Origin of the sequence: Desulfitobacterium dehalogenans ATCC 51507, assembly GCF_000243155.2 — a bacterium.
In the GTDB taxonomy this organism is placed as follows: Bacteria; Bacillota; Desulfitobacteriia; order Desulfitobacteriales; family Desulfitobacteriaceae; genus Desulfitobacterium; species Desulfitobacterium dehalogenans.
Genome location: NC_018017.1, coordinates 2,694,189 through 2,710,491, shown reverse-complemented (window position 1 = coordinate 2,710,491; position 16,303 = coordinate 2,694,189). Strand labels below are relative to the sequence as shown.

The window sequence follows — 16,303 nt, the reverse complement described above, 5'->3', positions numbered from 1 at the left end:
CAGAGACTATAGACTCAGATGAATTGAAAAACCCCGCATAGTCACATGTGTTGACTGGGCGGGGTTTTCTTACTTGCCGGACTCTAAGGCTTTTACAAACTGATCCGCACAGGATGTGGTTTTATGACCACAGCGGATACCTTTTAGACGCTTTACTACGTCGTCTACAGACATTCCCTCAACAAGGGCTGCTAAAGCCTGCAGATTGCCGGGACAGCCATTGACGAATTTTACATTGTATACTTTATTTTCCTTTATTTCAAAATGAATATGACTTGCGCAAACACCTTGGGTTCTATAAGTATTCATAATAATGTCCTTTCCTTGAAATTTTTGTGATTTTTCTTCTTAGAGGATGATTTAAACACCAACATCTATTATAATAATTCAATGGCTATTTGAACAGAAATAAAATGGAATAGAGTTATGATCTCGGCAGTGAACCAGCAGTATGATGGGAGTGTACCTCATGCAAAAGCAGTATATTCGACCGATGGTTATTTTAGTTATCATCCAGTTCTTGGTTATGGTGGGCTTTGGGGTAGTTATTCCCATCCTTCCTTTTTTGATTGGAGAACTAGGGGGCGGGGCCTTCTCCCTTGGGTTATTTATGTCTGCTTATTCCATTATGCAGTTCTTCTTTGCTCCTTTTTGGGGAAGGTTGTCGGATCGAATCGGTAGGCGGCCTGTTCTATTAATTGGACTTAGTGGTTACGGAATTACCTTTTTTCTCTATGGAATGGCCGGAAATCTCCCTCTTCTCATCGCTTTCCGGGCCCTATCGGGAATGGTCTCTTCAGCTACTTTACCCACCGCTATGGCTTATATGGCGGATATCACGGAAGGGGCGGAGCGTTCCAAGAGTATGGGGATGCTCGGAGCCGCTATGGGATTGGGGATGGTTTTCGGGCCGGCCTTAGGCGGTTCGCTGGGTCATTATAGTTTTACCTTACCCTTTTACTTTGCGGGGACTTTGGCTTTACTTATTCTGCCCTTTGCCTGGAAGCTGCTCCCTGAAACTCTCAAAGAACCCAACCGGGAACCCAGGAAAAAAGTGCGTCTTAATTTTGGGGTGATTCGGGATCCTTTATTTCCATTGTTCGTATTCAGTTTTGTCCTTAGCTTTACTATGGCTATGTTTGAAACGACCTTTACCTTGTTTGCTGCAGAGCGGGTGGGCTTTGGCCCGAAAGAAATGGGCTTTGTCTTTATGATTATTGGAATCGTTGGTGTCATCGTCCAGGGAATGCTAATTGGGAAAGTGGTCAAGCGCTTTGGTGATGCCAAACCTGCCAAGTTTGGAGCAGTTCTTTGTGCTCTGGCCTTTCTCTGGATGCTCTGGGCTCCGAATGCTATCCTTCTGGTCTTGGGAACTGTGGTATTCATGACCGGAAATTCCTTTATGACACCTACCAGCTCCAGTTTAGTGAGCAAAAACAGCCATAATAGGCAGGGGGCTTCTCTCGGGGTATTTCAATCCTTTGGCAGCCTTGGCAGAATCCTTGGCCCTCTGGTGGGGGGAGGAATCTATGGATTATCCATGAATACACCCTATATCATTGGCATGGTAACCCTGGTCTTATGTCTAATCCTCTTTGGTTCGAAAATTCAGGATCGAAAAGCAGATGAGGCCGAATCTTCATCATAAGAATAGCACATTGAAATCGTTAATTAGGGGCTGTCTTACTGCAACAGCCCCTTCCGTCTAAAGAATTTTTAGAGCTTGTGGAAAAAGAGAAAAGGGAAGAAATTACCGATCAAGACATTTTTAGGCCGCACCACCGAGTGATGAAAAATAGCATCCAATAGTGATGTTTTCGATCAATATGTGGTATACTAAAATCAAATAGGAGTCATGCGCTAACATAACTCCTAGTAACAGCCGCTTGAAGTGCGGTCGGCTTTAGAAATCGGGAAATAGACCGTCATCCTTGAGCAGAGGCGGTCTATTTCCGTTTATCGGAGGTAAGCAAAAAAGCAACTAATGCTCCAAAAGAGATCATTAGTGTTAAAGCCTCATATACTTCCATGGCATCACCTCCCTTCGGAGGAATGCCGACCGCTCTGCAAGCCTTTTCTGTTACAAAATCAATTATAGCATACAAGCACTCTCAATGGGGGTGCTTTTTCTTATGTCCGAAAGGTGATGCCATGGCAACTTTAATATACTTCTTAATCACTGGTGCTAAAAGGGGAGAGTCAGTCATATGGATTTAGGGAAACAAGCTGGCAACAGGAATTGCCCATAGAAAAGAGGTGGAACCGTGGGGAGTATGTAAGGGAAGAGGTATACCCTATCATGCAGGGCTTGGACTTATATCTGACCAAAGGGAAAGCCATAACCTGTAATTCAAAATCCTTCAATCAACTTAAATTGAATTTATGTGAGTATGAGCTGCACTTCAATGAAAGGCGCTGTGAGAATTTTGATATGGTGGGGACCTACCGGCCTTATCATTTTAATTCGGAAGACTTTGGTCTGTATCTCTATGCAGAAATGTTCGGAATGTATCTTTTAAGTATTCTCAGACAGACCTCTATGACATTGAGAGAGGCTCATACCCTGGCTCTGGATTCCGTTTTGACCCATGTGTCCTTTCATTATCTCATTGAGCGCTACTGTATTCTCCTGGATGATGTGGGAAAGGATAGCGATGGTCTTTACCCGGCTTATAAAAAGAAGATCTATAGTCAAACCTGGGGCACCCAAGAATGTCTGGAAGAAACTTTGGCCAATGCCTTTGTCTTAACGGTTCATCCGCACTGGACTGTCAGGCAGAAGGACTATATTCAATCCTTGTATGCACGGCAAAGAGAAGGATATATTCAGGCTCATAATCTAAATACCAAGCACTATCGTGAACTCTACTCTATCCTGGAGGAACAGCTTAAGGCCCTGGGGAGAGAGAATAGAAAAGAGGCTTCAGCGGGTATGCCCTCTAAAAACACCCCCTCTCTTTATGAATTTATCCATAAAAATCTACCCTTTCGCTTTATAGGGCTTCCGGTATATTTAGTTAATGATTGCAGTAAATTGGAAGAATTTATTCATATTGTCGAGCTCCTATTTCCGCAAATATAAGCAGTGTTTTTAAACAGTTTTAGGATTTTAATACCACTGAGATAAAAGAGAAACCGCGTGAGATCAAAAAGATTGCACGCGGTTTTTTCAACTAGGAACGATCTTCAGCATAGAGCTCAATAATTTTGAGGATGACCTCCACAGATTTTTCCATGGCGAAGGTGGGAATGAATTCATAGCGGCCATGGTAATTATGTCCGCCGGTGAATAGATTGGGGGTGGGCAAACCCATAAAGGATAAGCGTGCTCCGTCGGTCCCCCCGCGTATGGGATTGATGAGAGGCTTAACTCCCACGGCTTCCATGGCAGCCTGAGCTTTCTCTACAATATGTATCACCGGGTGAATTTTTTCTTTCATATTCTGATATTGGTCTGTAATCTCGACGGTGAACAGCCCGAGTCCGTTTTTTTGGTTAAGCTCCTCGGCTACATTCAGCATGGTTTCCTTACGTTTGGCAAAAGAGTCTTCATAAAAATCCCGGATAATATAGTAAAGGGTGGTTTCTTCCACATCCCCTTGGATATCATGGAGATGATAAAAGCCTTCATAACCTTCTGTGGTTGCCGGTGTTTCTTGGGGTGGGAGCTTGGCGATATAGTCGTTGGCTAAAAGGATGGCGTTGATCATTTTATTCTTCGCAGTGCCGGGATGAACATTTCTTCCTTTTACTTTGACGATAGCCTTGGCAGCATTAAAGTTTTCGTACTCCAGTTCTCCAAGGGCCCCGCCGTCCACGGTATAAGCAAAATCCGCTCCAAAGCCGGCCACATCAAATTGATCGGCGCCCCGGCCTACCTCCTCGTCGGGAGTAAAGGCCACACAGACTTTCCCATGCTCGATTTCCGGGTGCTTGGTCAGGTATTCAAGTGCAGCCATGATCTCGGCGATTCCTGCTTTATCATCCGCTCCTAAGAGGGTGGTTCCATCGGTAGTGATCAGGGTTTTGCCTATGTAATCCAGCAATTCCGGGAAGTCTGCAGGGGAGAGGACCAGATTTTGCTCCGGGTTAAGAAGAATGTCCTTGCCATCATAATTTTCAATACGCTGGGGCTTGACATGCTCTCCAGAAAAATCAGGACTGGTATCCATATGGGCGATAAAGCCAATGGCGGGGATAGTCTTTGCTGAATTAGCAGGTAAAGTTCCGTAAACATTGCCCTCTTGGATGCGGACATTCTGCAAACCAAGTTCTTTAAGTTCTTGTTCAAGAAGCCGAGCCAGGTTCAGCTGTTTATCGGTGCTGGGGGTGGTTTGCGATTCTTCATTGGATTGGGTGTCGATTACGACATACCTTAGAAAGCGGTCGATGACACTGGACATAATTAAGCCTCCTCATTCGTTGATAGGAACATCAAATATAAGAGTGGTTAGTCTTTGGGTTAATGGTTCTATCTTTAACTATAAATTATTTTAGGACGGCAAGCAAACTGTGAATTCCAGCTTTTTGATTTGCAGTTCACTGAAGCTCATAGAAATGATATACTTAAGGTTAGTGTGCATAAAACATGGACTTTACCTGTTGCTTTATTTATATTAATGGAGATATAAGGGGAATCAAAATGAATCTGTTAACTGCTGAATCTCTAACGAAAAGTTATGGAATTAAGCCTTTATTCAAGGATATTTCCTTAGGAATAGAGGAAGGTCAGAAAATTGGCATTATCGGAGTCAATGGAACAGGGAAGTCCACCTTGTTAAAGATTCTGGCCGGCTTGGAGCAACCAGATCAAGGACAGATCATAACCAATAATGAGTTGCAGCTGGAATATCTTCCTCAGGAGCCTGATTTTGATCAAGAGGCTACGGTATTGCAGCAGGTCTTTAAAGGGAATTCCCCCCTGATGAAGCTGCTTAGGGATTATGAAATGGCCTTGGAGCGGCTGAATCAAGAGCCCAGCAAGGAAAGTTATCAAAATGCCCTCCTCCAATTGGGGCAGAAGATGGACAGCCACAATGCCTGGCAGATTGAGAGCGAGGCTAAAGCAGTTCTCACCAAGCTGGGGATAAATCAGTTTGATATTCCCGTAGGGACCCTGTCCGGGGGACAGCGTAAACGGGTGGCTTTGGCCGGCGCCCTGATTCAACCTTCGAATGTATTGATCCTTGATGAACCTACCAATCATATCGACAATGAAATGGTGGATTGGTTGGAAAACTATTTGAATAAACTTAAGGGTGCTCTTTTGATGGTCACTCATGATCGCTATTTCCTCGATCGGGTGGCGAATCGGATTTTTGAACTGGATCGGGGAAAACTATATTCCTATCCGGGTAATTACAGCCGTTTCTTAGAATTGAAAGCGGAGCGGGATGAGCAGGAAGAGGCTTCAGAAAGAAAGCGGCAAAATATTCTGCGCAATGAATTGGCCTGGATTCGACGGGGTGCTCAAGCCCGCACCACAAAGCAAAAAGCACGAATTGATCGATTCGAGCAGCTTCAAGCCGATAAGCCTGAGGAAAAGACCGGGAAGGTTGAAGTCTCGGCAGGGGCAGCCCGGTTAGGGAAAAAGGTCATCCAGTGTTCTCATCTGTGTAAATCATACCCTGGTCGGGGGATGGTCATCGATGATTTCAGCATCATCCTGGCTAAGTTTGACCGAATCGGAATCATTGGCCCCAACGGCAGCGGCAAATCCACTCTATTAAATATTTTGGCCGGGCTGATTCAAGCCGATGAAGGGGAGATTGAATGGGGACCCACAGTCAAGCTAGGGTACTTTGCTCAAGAATACCGGGAGTTCGAACCTCAGACCAAGGTTATCGATGTCATCAAATCCGTGGCGGAAGTGATTCCAACTTCTGATGGAGGGGTCCTGACAGCATCCCAAATGCTGGAACGCTTTCTTTTCACTCCTGCACAGCAATGGACTCCTGTTGAAAAACTCTCCGGAGGAGAGAAACGACGGCTTTATCTGCTTCAGGTTCTGATGGACTCCCCTAATGTCCTTTTGCTGGATGAGCCGACCAATGACCTGGATATTCATACCCTTAGTATTCTTGAAGACTATCTGGAAAATTTCCCCGGAGTCGTGATCACAGTATCCCATGATCGCTTTTTCCTGGATAGGGTGGTGGATCAGATCCTGGCCTTTGAGGGTCAAGGGAGAATACATTCCACCATAGGGAATTATACGGATTACCGGGAACAATTGGATCGACGGATTCTGGAGGATCAGTTCGCAAAAGATACTCTCGCCAAAGGGCAGAAGGTCCATAGCCAAACCTCGAAGCCAGAGGAGGCTGGGAATACCGGGGATCAGGCAAAGCCAAAAGAACGTCCGCTGAAAATGAGTTATAAAGAGCAAAGGGAGTATGAACAGATAGAAGACAGGATTGCCGACCTTGAGGGGCAATTGGAACGAGTGAACCAGGATATGGTGGAAGCGGGAAGTAATTACGGAAAATTGAACGAGCTGATGAAAACAAAGGAAGATTTAGAGAGGGCGCTGGAAGAATCTTTGGAGCGCTGGACCTACCTCAGTGAGCTGGCTGAAGAGATCGCAGGTCGTAAATCCCGCTAAGAGTAATAAGTAAAAAAACGGAGGTATATCTTAAATGGATAAGAATATAGAGTTAATGAAAAAATTAATTGAAGAGAAGAAGAAAAAAAGTGCTCAACAAGGTGGGCCGAATAAGGCAGCAGCTAAGCTGGGCCAAGCTCGTGGCGGTATTAAAAGTTATAAAAAAGGAGGGCTTTTTGATAAATAGCCCTTCATATTGCTCATGGATTGACAGAGGGTTTATAATAATTTGATAGGAAACGGGGGAGTGGGAATCATGCTCATTGTATTAGCCTATTTGGCAGCCAATGTCGCAGCTAATTTATCGGTAACTTATTTTGGACCTATTTCAACACCGATTAATGCATTTTTACTCATTGCTTTTGACTTGGTGGCCCGGGATAAACTTCATGAGCAATGGAGCCGCAAACATTTATGGCCGAAGATGTTCTTGCTTGTAGGAACGGGCGCTTTATTGTCCTGGTTTATCAATCGCAATGCCGGGCCAATCGCTATAGCTTCTTTTATCGCCTTTTTGCTTACCGGAATTACGGATACTGCCGTTTATCAGGCTTTAAGGAAACATCCCCGTTTTGTCAAGGTCAACAGTTCTAATATTGCCTCCGCTGCGGTAGATTCTATTGCTTTTCCGACTTTGGCCTTTGGGGCTTTTATTCCCTACGCTGTCTTTGGACAATTCTTTGCCAAGGTTTTCGGTGGTTATCTCTGGTCCCTGATTCTTTTCCGAAAGGACAGATCAAAACTGAATGATAGTTTAAAGCCCACTTGATTTTGAAAAGAAGATAAGGAGCTAGTCTATGAAAAAAGCTGTAGTATTGCTCTCAGGGGGCCTGGACAGCACGACCTGCATGAGTGTTGCCTATAAGGCCGGATATGAGTTGTATCCATTATCCTTTGATTATGGACAAAGGCATCAACGTGAACTGGATGCGGCAAAAGCTGTAGCCCAATACTATAAGGTCAAAGAGCATCGAATCATTAAGATTGATAGTGTGGGAGGAAGTGCTTTAACAGATTCCGCCATTCAAGTTCCGGATTACGCAGAAGATGGAGAAATACCCGTGACCTACGTTCCAGCCCGCAATATTCTTTTCTTAAGCTATGCCTTAGGTTATGGAGAGGTTATAGGAGCAGAGGCCATCTTTATCGGTATCAGCTCCGTGGATTACAGCGGCTATCCGGATTGCCGTCCGGAGTTTTTGCAGGCTTTCCAGAAGGTTGTGGATGTTGGAACGAAAGCGGGAGTGAGCGGTCAAACCATTGCAATCAAAGCGCCGCTGATGTATCTTTCCAAAGCTGAAACCATCCAATTAGCCGTAGAGAATGATGCTCCCTTGCATAGTACCACAAGTTGTTACCGCGGTGGAGAAAAGGCCTGTGGAACCTGTGACAGCTGCGCCCTGAGACTCAAGGGATTTGCCGAAGCCGGTATCAAGGATCCCATAAGCTATAAGGAGATGGATTGAATTGATCAGTGAAAGAATGGAAAAACAGATTGATTTCATAGTAGCCATCGATGCGTTAAAGGATATCACCCGTCAGAGTATTACGATCAGCAGCAGGCGCTATGAGAATGACGCAGAACATTCCTGGCATTTAGCGGTGATGGCTATGATTCTTTCCGAATACGCCGAGGATCAAACCATAGATATAGCCAAAGTGATCAGCATGGTATTGATCCATGACTTGGTAGAGATTTATGCCGGAGATACTTATTGTTATGATGAGAAAGGGTATGAAGATAAGGCGGAGCGGGAACAGGAAGCTGCAGACCGCCTGTTTAATATGCTGCCCGAGGATCAAGCCCAAAAGATGATGAGCCTCTGGGAGGAATTTGAAGAGATGGAGACCAAGGAAGCGGCTTTTGCAGCGACTTTGGACCGTTTTCAGCCCTTACTGCTCAATTACAATACAGAGGGCCAAACTTGGCAAAGACCTGGAGTCACCAGTGAAAAGGTATTAAAGCGCACTGAGATAGCCAAGGAAAAAGTTCCTCAGCTCTATGAATATATCGAAAGATTAATTCAGAGATCCATTGAAAGAGGAATGCTCAAACCATGAAGATTCTTATTGATGGTGATGCCTGCCCCAAAGCTGTTCTTCAGATCTGTCTTGAAATTGGCCGTCAATACGGTATCCCCGTGTGGACAGTGGCCAGCTTTAACCATGAGATTGCCTCGGATCATCATATTATCGTCGGGAACTCTCCCCAGGAAACGGATATTAAAGTGATGAACCTGTGTGAAGCAGGGGATATTATCGTGACTCAGGATATTGGCCTGGCAGCCATGGTATTGGGCAAAGGGGGGAGAGCCCTTAGTCCAGCCGGTAAGGAATATCGTCCTGAATTAATAGCTAATTTATTGGAGGAAAGGGAGCTGAAGGCTAAATACCGCCGATCGGGAGGAAGAACCAAAGGTCCCGCCAAACGAAGCCCGGTTGAAGACCAAGTTTTTGAAGAGACGCTGCTTAGATTCTTACGGAAATAATTATATTTCTTGAAAAGAATACTTGTTTTTATCCGGGTGATAATGATAAGATAAAAGATAAAAGTTTTTAAATCAGGAGTGATAGAAATGGCATTATTTTTTGACGAACCTTCACGGACTTTTGGAGAATACCTCTTGGTCCCAGGATATTCCTCTACCGATTGTATACCTACTAATGTAAGTTTGAAAACACCGGTGGTTAAGTTCAAAAAAGGGGAACAATCCTCTATTATGATGAATATTCCCCTTGTCTCGGCCATCATGCAATCCGTCTCCGATGATAAAATGGCTATCGCCTTGGCCAAAGAGGGAGGAATCTCCTTTATTTATGGCTCCCAGACTATAGAAAACCAAGCCCAAATGGTAGCCAAAGTAAAAAACCATAAGGCAGGCTTTGTCATTAGCGATTCCAATGTGAAGCCGGAGGATACTTTGGCAGATATTTTGGCTTTAAAAGAGAAAACAGGCCATTCAACGGTTGCTGTCACCGATGACGGCACAGCGAATGGAAAATTAGCCGGTCTTGTAACCAGCCGTGATTATCGGGTGAGCCGGATGTCCACCGATACCAAAGTCGCGGAATTTATGACTAAATTCGAGGACCTTATTTGCGCTGACGAAAAGACCACACTTAAGGAAGCCAATGATATTATCTGGGAGCATAAATTAAACTCTTTGCCTCTCATCGATAAAGACCAGCGTTTGAAAACCATGGTTTTCCGCAAGGACTATGACTCCAACAAAGAAAATGAGAATGAGCTTCTGGATACTTCCAAACGTTATGTGGTAGGAGCCGGTATCAATACTCGGGATTATGCAGAGCGCATCCCCGCTTTGGTCAATGCGGGAGCAGATGTTTTGTGTATTGATTCCTCGGAAGGTTTTACAGAATGGCAGAAGATAACCATAGACTGGATCCGTGAGCATTACGGTGATAAGGTTAAAGTGGGTGCCGGTAATGTGGTGGATCGGGAGGGCTTCCTATTCCTGGCCAAAGCTGGGGCTGATTTTGTTAAAGTAGGAATTGGCGGCGGTTCTATTTGTATTACTCGGGAGCAAAAGGGAATTGGTCGCGGACAGGCCACAGCCGTAATTGAAGTGGCCAAAGCTCGGGATGAGTATTTTGAAGAGACAGGAATCTATGTCCCGATCTGCTCCGACGGTGGGATTGTCCATGACTATCATATGACTTTGGCTCTGGCCATGGGTTCAGACTTCATTATGTTGGGACGATATTTTGCTCGCTTTGATGAAAGCCCTACCAATAAGGTCAACGTCAATGGTAACTATATGAAAGAATACTGGGGTGAAGGCTCTAACCGGGCAAGAAACTGGGAGCGTTATGACATGGGCGGAGACAAAAAGCTTTCTTTTGAGGAAGGTGTCGATTCTTATGTCCCTTATGCCGGAAGTTTAAAGGACAACGTGACCCTCTCCTTAAATAAAGTTCGCTCTACCATGTGCAACTGCGGTGTTCTGTCCATTCCTGATTTACAAGAGAAAGCGAGAATTACTCTGGTTTCGGCAACCAGCATTGTAGAAGGCGGTTCACACGATGTGGTTCTCAAGGATAATAATATGGTGGATTATATGAAATAAGGTAATCGCTCCGGCAACGATACTTCAGATGGATCTCATCTGAAGTTCGTTTTTCTTGCACATTCGAAAAGCAACCTTTCCCTTACTGCTTAGAAATGTTATAATTATCCTGAAACATAAGAGATGACATTAACTGATTTAAGGAGTTTGTTGGAAAGGATAACTAATCAGGACCTACGAGTACACAGCTTGCAGTGTTAAAATAACAATGATCGCTAGGTCAAAATAAGGAGTTGGAAAAATGGTTAAAATTTCAGAACTTGCAGCCCAGAAAGTTAAGGAAGTGCAAAAAGCACAGAATAAGGAGAATTGCTATCTTCGTCTCTATCTGGCGGGATTTGGTTGTGGTGGCCCAAGTTTTGGGATGGCCTTGGAAGATGCTAAGACAGAAATGGATGTTCTGGACGAAGAGCATGGAGTATCCGTTATTACAGCCAGCTCCCTTTCCGAATATCTTGAAGATGCCTTTATCGATTTTATAGAAACTGAAGAAAGCAGTGGTTTTGAGATCCGTTTGGCGAAGGATTTTGGCGGACAAGGTTGCGGCAGCAGTTGTGGCGGCTGCGGCGGAAGTTGCTAAGGAATTGAACCACATGAATAAGAGAGCTCTCTATGGGCTCTCTTTGTGTTTAATCGCCTTGAAAAAGGAGGAAAGAAAATGAAAAAGGTAGTATTATGCATCATTTTATTCTTTGTTTTTCTCCTTATTCCCAGTTGCCAATCGAATAAATCTGTGGGTGAAAAGACGATTGAAGGATTCCTTCTGGAGCTTTATCAGGTTGACAATACGGAAGATTATCAGGAATTGAAGGAAAAGCTTAGCCGATACTTGCAAGAAATAAGCAACTCAATGCCAAGGCAAATAGGAATGCAGACTATGGACCCGGAGGACTTTGCGGAACTATTCAAACCCTATAGCGCAAAGTTTAAAAAGTATTGCACAGAGGATGTTTTGCAGGAATTGTTTAGAACCAGGTATATCATAAAATATGACCAACTGGCATGGGAAGAAGAATGTCAATTCTATGTAAGAGACATTCAGATTACCAAAGATCAAGGTGCGCAATATTCTTACACTATAGAAATCGAGAAAAGATTAAAGGATGGAAGCACTCAAGCCAAGAATGGGGAAGGAATTGTCCAATTAGATGAGGAAGGCTATGTTAATCGTTTTATAATCACAAAGAGAGTGGATTTTTAACTCTCATGAGGTTTAGGCACTTGGAGAGGATTGTGTTACAATAAATGCTGTTGTTTTCATAAATGAAGTTTAACTATAGGTGATACAATGTCCGTTCTACAATATAAATCCGTAAAGAGAAACCTCCGCATAATATTTGATCTTATACCGGATCCTTTTTGGTGGGGATCCTTTATTATTGGCTATATTAAAGTGATCGCCTTTATGGGATTGACCACATCCTGGAACAACTCATGGGAATTTTACTTTATCAATAATTATGCCTTGTCCAGCACTCTTGCTTTCTGTTTTACTCTCTTATTCTTTTCCATTCCTTTGCTTTTTAAAGGAAGAAGCCGTCTCTGGGTAACCTGGGCCTTTGGTGCACTCCTGGCCTTTTTATTACTGGCTGATTTGGTATACTATCGGGGATATGGTGATTTTCTTACCTTTCACCTTGTCGCTCAATTAACCAATCTTGAAGACCTAGGCAGTTCGATTCTATCTCTGCTTTATTTGCCCGATGCTCTTTTTGCCATCGACTGTATATTGGCTCTTTTATTGCTTGTCTTGAGAAGAGAATCAGGAAAGGACATTAGACGGCAAATCCCTTGGTTCCTTCTTATTTGGGTATTGGCTACGGGATTTATTTATTCAGCCCATTATCGTTATGACCAAGTGGAGAATGGGCAAAATCATATTGTTTTTCGGATATGCTGGGCTCCTACAGACAGTATGAGAAATTTATCTCCTATCGGCTATCATTTCTATGACGGTTATGTTTATTTTAAGGAAAATCAGATCATTGAGCTGACTCCTGAACAGGAGGAAGAGATCCAAAACTGGTATGTGCAAAATCAGGAAGATTTACCTTCCGATGAGTATAAAGGACTGTTTGCGGGACAAAATCTTATTCTGTTACAGGTAGAGTCCCTGGAGAATTTCGTCATCAATCAAAGCTACAATAATCAAGAAATAACTCCGACTCTGAATCGGCTTTTGCAGGATAGCATCTATTTTCCTAATTTCTATGAACAAGTATGGAATGGAACTACTTCTGATGCTGAGCTCCTGGCCAATGCCTCCGTCTATCCGGTAAGAAGGGGGAGTACCTTCTTCAGATATCCCCTCAACGAATATAATTCTCTGCCTAAGCTTCTTGCTGAAAAAGGATACGCTACCCAGGCCAGCCATCCCGATAATGCCGGCTACTGGAACTGGGTTCAGGCCTTAATAGGTATGGGTTTCTCCAATACACTGGATATTAAAGACTTTGTTATGGATGAGAAAATTGGTCTGGGATTAAGCGATAGCAGCTATCTCCGACAAATGCTTCCTATTCTTGAGCGGTCTTCTCAGCCCTTCTATGATTTCATCATCACCATGACCAGTCATGGCCCCTATGATCTGCCAAAGGAGTATCGTGAACTGGAAATCGATCCTCGGATTGACCGGACAAAACTGGGAGGGTATTTCCAAAGCATTCATTACACAGATAAGCAGATTGGTATGTTCATAGAATCTCTTGATCAGAAAGGGCTTTTAGAGAATACAGTGATTGTCATTTATGGTGATCATGGCGGGATTCATAAATATTACAACGATGAGCTCCCCGGCATCCAGCCTCAGGAAGATTGGTGGATGGAGAACGACCCTAAGGTTCCTTTCCTTATCTACAAAAAGGGCTTGGGTCCTAAGGTTATTGAAACCACAGGAGGGCAGATTGATATTTTGCCAACGGTTGCTTATTTGATGGGGATAGAAGAAGAGAAGTATGTCAAGACTACCCAAGGTCGAAATCTTATGACGACCCAAAGGGATTATGCTGTTTTGGCTGACGGAACCTTTGTCGGCACCAGCAAGGAGCTTGAAGACCATGCAGTGAAGGGGTTAACCCTTTCTGATTTAATCATCCAAAGTAATTATTTTGACAAAAATGCTAAATAGGGCATTCGGAATTTTATAGCAAGTAATTTTAGCAAAGCAGGAAGGGTCTGTCGTAAGGCAGACCCTTCCTGCTTTTGTATGGGAGGTATCGGGAAGATGTACTTGGGGAGGAGAGGACGGCTAAGAGCTTAAGCTAGCGATTGTTCGGAAATCAGCCCAAATTATGCATCGATGCATAATTTGGGAGACGAATTTATCGGTGAAGGTGCTAACTCCTTAGCCCTAGGGGGTTGTCTATAATTTGGAGGAATATTTAAAGAAGGGTTGAATTGTAATATTGGAGATTGCTTTTTGTATAAACTATAAGTTCTAGATTAAACATGTCAAAGCGTTAGGAGATAAGTTTTTTCTTCGTATTTGGCAAGGCAAACAAATAAAGAGCGCGGGGGTGTATTTAGATGAATGAAGTAGACGCATATATTAAAGGCTTCCCTGTCGAAGTACAGGAGCGATTGACCGCAATCAGAAATATTGTCCTTGAGTCAGCCCCACAGGCTACCGAACGAATTTGTATGAGCATACCTACATATGATTTGAACGGAAAATGGTTGGTTCATTTTGCTGGATTTAAAAAGCATATTGGCTTTTATCCACAACCTGAAGGTATAGTAGCATTCAAAGAAAAACTATCCGACTATAAAACCTCGAAAGGGACAGTGCAATTCCCGTTGGGTAAGCCATTGCCCTTAGATTTGATTCGTGAGATTGTCAGGTTCAGGGTAGAAGAACAATTAAAATAACCGGGAAGCTCAAGGGGACGCCGTCCTGGCGTTACTGAATCCTTGAGCGTACAAAGCATAACATTATATATTGGCAATGATACAAAATGGAGGAGAAAGATTTGAGAAGAAAACTTTTTTGGGTAATCCTTATTTGTATCCTCTTTTTCACAGCAGGGTGTGCTAAGTCAACGGACTTAAATGACTTAATTAACATGAGCAGAGACATCCAAGAGTTTTACTACGAAGAACGCAATTCTGAAGGAATAGTCTTTGATGGTAAGGTTTGGGCTAAGGATAATCAATTTAAGCGTGAAGTAACTATATACAGCGATAATGTGGCGGTAGACACAATCGGATATATAAGAGATGGCTCAGGTAAGATGACAAAGTATAAGGTTCTAAGCAAGAATACATCAGCCGCTGTAGCAACAGGAATGATAGGAAAATTTGAGGGAATAAGAGGGAACTCATTTTTGAGATACATTGATATGATAGATCCGAAAAGTGCGGAAATAGTGGGGACAGAAAAAGTGGAAGGACGGCAGAGTGTAATTATCAAGACAAACATAGCTAATAGGGTAGATCCATCTAAAATATGGATAGATAAGAAAACAGGAGTTCCAACAAAAATCGAATTTGTAGAGAATGAGAAGATTTTGACCACATTAACTTATAAGAATGTAAAAATAGGTCCCGGCTCGGTCTCTGATAAAAAATTCTCTGTTCCTAAGTCAGCAATAATCCTAGAGGAATAGTAGAAGATTAGATAAACGGAGGGGCGATTGAGATGAACCCAATACACTTCGATTTTACATTATTGGCACAAATGATTTCTTTCCTGGTACTTATTTTAATCATTTGTATATTGATTAGCGTGCCATTCATTTTAAGGAAAAGAAAAAGGAATCAGGAAATCCTTGAGAAGCTGGATAGGGTTTTAGACTTGATGGAAAATAGAGAAAAGCGATCGTAAGTACCACTAAAGATTTAGGGGGTAAATAGTGAAAAGAATTAAATCCTTAATTCTTCTTTTAAGTGCGTTAGCAATTATTATTTTAGGTTTAACGCTATATAAGAATTACCCTATCTTAGAGGCTTATTATTATAATAGAAGCATTTCTGTTTCAACAATTAAACTCTTTATGCCAGAAGAGAAATTAAAAAGTACCATGGATGAAGAAGCGGAGTTTGTCTATGGAATGGGCGGGAATGGATGGAGATTCAGCAACAATAAGATTTTTGTGATGACATCATCGCTTGGATTATTCCAGAACAAAGTATCATCGATTGATACTGAGAATCCATCATATAGCATCCTCGGAATTAAAGTGGGTGACACTTATGATTCAGCTGTAACCACCTTGAAAAAGCGTGGATTCAAGGAATCCAGTCACGACATTTATACGAGGGGTAATGTCACGATTCAACTTTCCGGTGGGAGTAAAATCAGTCGATTAAAGATTAGAATCGAAGACCCTGCCTATAAAGGTGTACAGTTTTAGCACAGGATAGTTTAAAGGTGCGACAATGTCGACCATGGAGGCGAAAATGAGTTGAAGAAGAGGGAGAAATATTGTGAAGTCTCTACTGTAGATAGTTGGGATTTACGCAATACTATGCGTAAATCCCTCTTGAGAACACGAAAAGGCGCATGGATGTTGCGGTAATTATACGTTATACGAAACGCTAGGTCTTGTTTTTTATTATCCTAAACAAATCTATTCAATTAATTGAGTATCTTTTTAAGACCATTAGTATAGTT

The 16,303-nt window shown here is 42.9% G+C and carries 18 protein-coding genes; 15 read left to right on the top strand and 3 right to left on the bottom strand.

What is annotated here, in order from left to right:
* Positions 1-69: 69 nt before the first annotated feature.
* A complete protein-coding gene (locus DESDE_RS13080; RefSeq protein ID WP_014794489.1) occupies positions 70-309 on the bottom strand; it encodes a TIGR03905 family TSCPD domain-containing protein in 240 nt (79 codons plus the stop codon).
* Between the two features lie 160 nt (positions 310-469).
* Here DESDE_RS13080 and DESDE_RS13075 point away from each other — a divergent pair, with 160 nt between their 5' ends.
* On the top strand, positions 470-1,648 hold the full coding sequence (locus DESDE_RS13075) for an MFS transporter (protein ID WP_014794488.1): 1,179 nt from the start codon (positions 470-472) through the stop codon (positions 1,646-1,648).
* A gap of 298 nt (positions 1,649-1,946) precedes the next feature.
* On the opposite strand, the gene DESDE_RS23020 is transcribed toward DESDE_RS13075, so the two are convergent.
* Positions 1,947-2,030 carry a putative holin-like toxin gene (locus tag DESDE_RS23020; protein ID WP_371200623.1) on the bottom strand — a complete coding sequence of 28 codons (84 nt, stop codon included), beginning with the start codon at positions 2,028-2,030 and terminating at the stop codon, positions 1,947-1,949.
* A 209-nt stretch (positions 2,031-2,239) separates the two neighbouring features.
* Between DESDE_RS23020 and DESDE_RS13070 the strand changes: the two genes are divergently transcribed.
* Complete coding sequence (locus tag DESDE_RS13070; protein WP_242831251.1) at positions 2,240-3,082, top strand: hypothetical protein; 843 nt, start codon at positions 2,240-2,242, stop codon at positions 3,080-3,082.
* A gap of 91 nt (positions 3,083-3,173) precedes the next feature.
* On the opposite strand, the gene pepT is transcribed toward DESDE_RS13070, so the two are convergent.
* Complete coding sequence (gene pepT / locus DESDE_RS13065; protein WP_014794486.1) at positions 3,174-4,403, bottom strand: peptidase T; 1,230 nt, start codon at positions 4,401-4,403, stop codon at positions 3,174-3,176.
* 239 nt (positions 4,404-4,642) lie between these two features.
* Here pepT and DESDE_RS13060 point away from each other — a divergent pair, with 239 nt between their 5' ends.
* The 13 genes from DESDE_RS13060 (at position 4,643) to DESDE_RS13000 (ending at position 16,043) form a co-directional block, all read left to right on the top strand.
* Positions 4,643-6,604 carry an ABC-F family ATP-binding cassette domain-containing protein gene (locus DESDE_RS13060; protein ID WP_014794485.1) on the top strand — a complete coding sequence of 654 codons (1,962 nt, stop codon included), beginning with the start codon at positions 4,643-4,645 and terminating at the stop codon, positions 6,602-6,604.
* A 34-nt stretch (positions 6,605-6,638) separates the two neighbouring features.
* Positions 6,639-6,791 carry a hypothetical protein gene (locus tag DESDE_RS22085; protein ID WP_014794484.1) on the top strand — a complete coding sequence of 51 codons (153 nt, stop codon included), beginning with the start codon at positions 6,639-6,641 and terminating at the stop codon, positions 6,789-6,791.
* Positions 6,792-6,860: 69 nt separating this feature from the next.
* Entirely contained in the window at positions 6,861-7,373 is a 513-nt protein-coding gene (locus DESDE_RS13055; RefSeq protein WP_014794483.1) for a VUT family protein, read from the top strand.
* Between the two features lie 28 nt (positions 7,374-7,401).
* Positions 7,402-8,070, top strand: a complete 669-nt coding sequence (queC, locus tag DESDE_RS13050) for a 7-cyano-7-deazaguanine synthase QueC (protein WP_014794482.1) — start codon at positions 7,402-7,404, stop codon at positions 8,068-8,070.
* Between the two features lies 1 nt (position 8,071).
* Positions 8,072-8,665 (top strand): HD domain-containing protein, encoded by a 594-nt coding sequence (locus tag DESDE_RS13045; RefSeq protein WP_014794481.1) that lies wholly within the window; start codon positions 8,072-8,074, stop codon positions 8,663-8,665.
* Positions 8,662-9,093, top strand: a complete 432-nt coding sequence (locus DESDE_RS13040) for a YaiI/YqxD family protein (protein ID WP_014794480.1) — start codon at positions 8,662-8,664, stop codon at positions 9,091-9,093. The genes DESDE_RS13045 and DESDE_RS13040 overlap by 4 nt, the downstream gene beginning before the upstream one ends.
* Before the next feature lie 87 nt (positions 9,094-9,180).
* Positions 9,181-10,692 carry an IMP dehydrogenase gene (locus DESDE_RS13035; RefSeq protein WP_014794479.1) on the top strand — a complete coding sequence of 504 codons (1,512 nt, stop codon included), beginning with the start codon at positions 9,181-9,183 and terminating at the stop codon, positions 10,690-10,692.
* 241 nt (positions 10,693-10,933) lie between these two features.
* On the top strand, positions 10,934-11,272 hold the full coding sequence (locus DESDE_RS13030; RefSeq protein WP_014794478.1) for a HesB/IscA family protein: 339 nt from the start codon (positions 10,934-10,936) through the stop codon (positions 11,270-11,272).
* A gap of 78 nt (positions 11,273-11,350) precedes the next feature.
* Positions 11,351-11,893, top strand: a complete 543-nt coding sequence (locus tag DESDE_RS13025; RefSeq protein ID WP_014794477.1) for a hypothetical protein — start codon at positions 11,351-11,353, stop codon at positions 11,891-11,893.
* A gap of 87 nt (positions 11,894-11,980) precedes the next feature.
* A complete protein-coding gene (locus DESDE_RS13020) occupies positions 11,981-13,819 on the top strand; it encodes an LTA synthase family protein (protein WP_014794476.1) in 1,839 nt (612 codons plus the stop codon).
* 398 nt (positions 13,820-14,217) lie between these two features.
* On the top strand, positions 14,218-14,559 hold the full coding sequence (locus DESDE_RS13015; protein ID WP_014794475.1) for an iron chaperone: 342 nt from the start codon (positions 14,218-14,220) through the stop codon (positions 14,557-14,559).
* A gap of 86 nt (positions 14,560-14,645) precedes the next feature.
* Entirely contained in the window at positions 14,646-15,296 is a 651-nt protein-coding gene (locus DESDE_RS13010) for a LolA family protein (RefSeq protein ID WP_242831250.1), read from the top strand.
* 246 nt (positions 15,297-15,542) lie between these two features.
* A complete protein-coding gene (locus DESDE_RS13000) occupies positions 15,543-16,043 on the top strand; it encodes a hypothetical protein (RefSeq protein WP_014794472.1) in 501 nt (166 codons plus the stop codon).
* Positions 16,044-16,303: the final 260 nt, after the last annotated feature.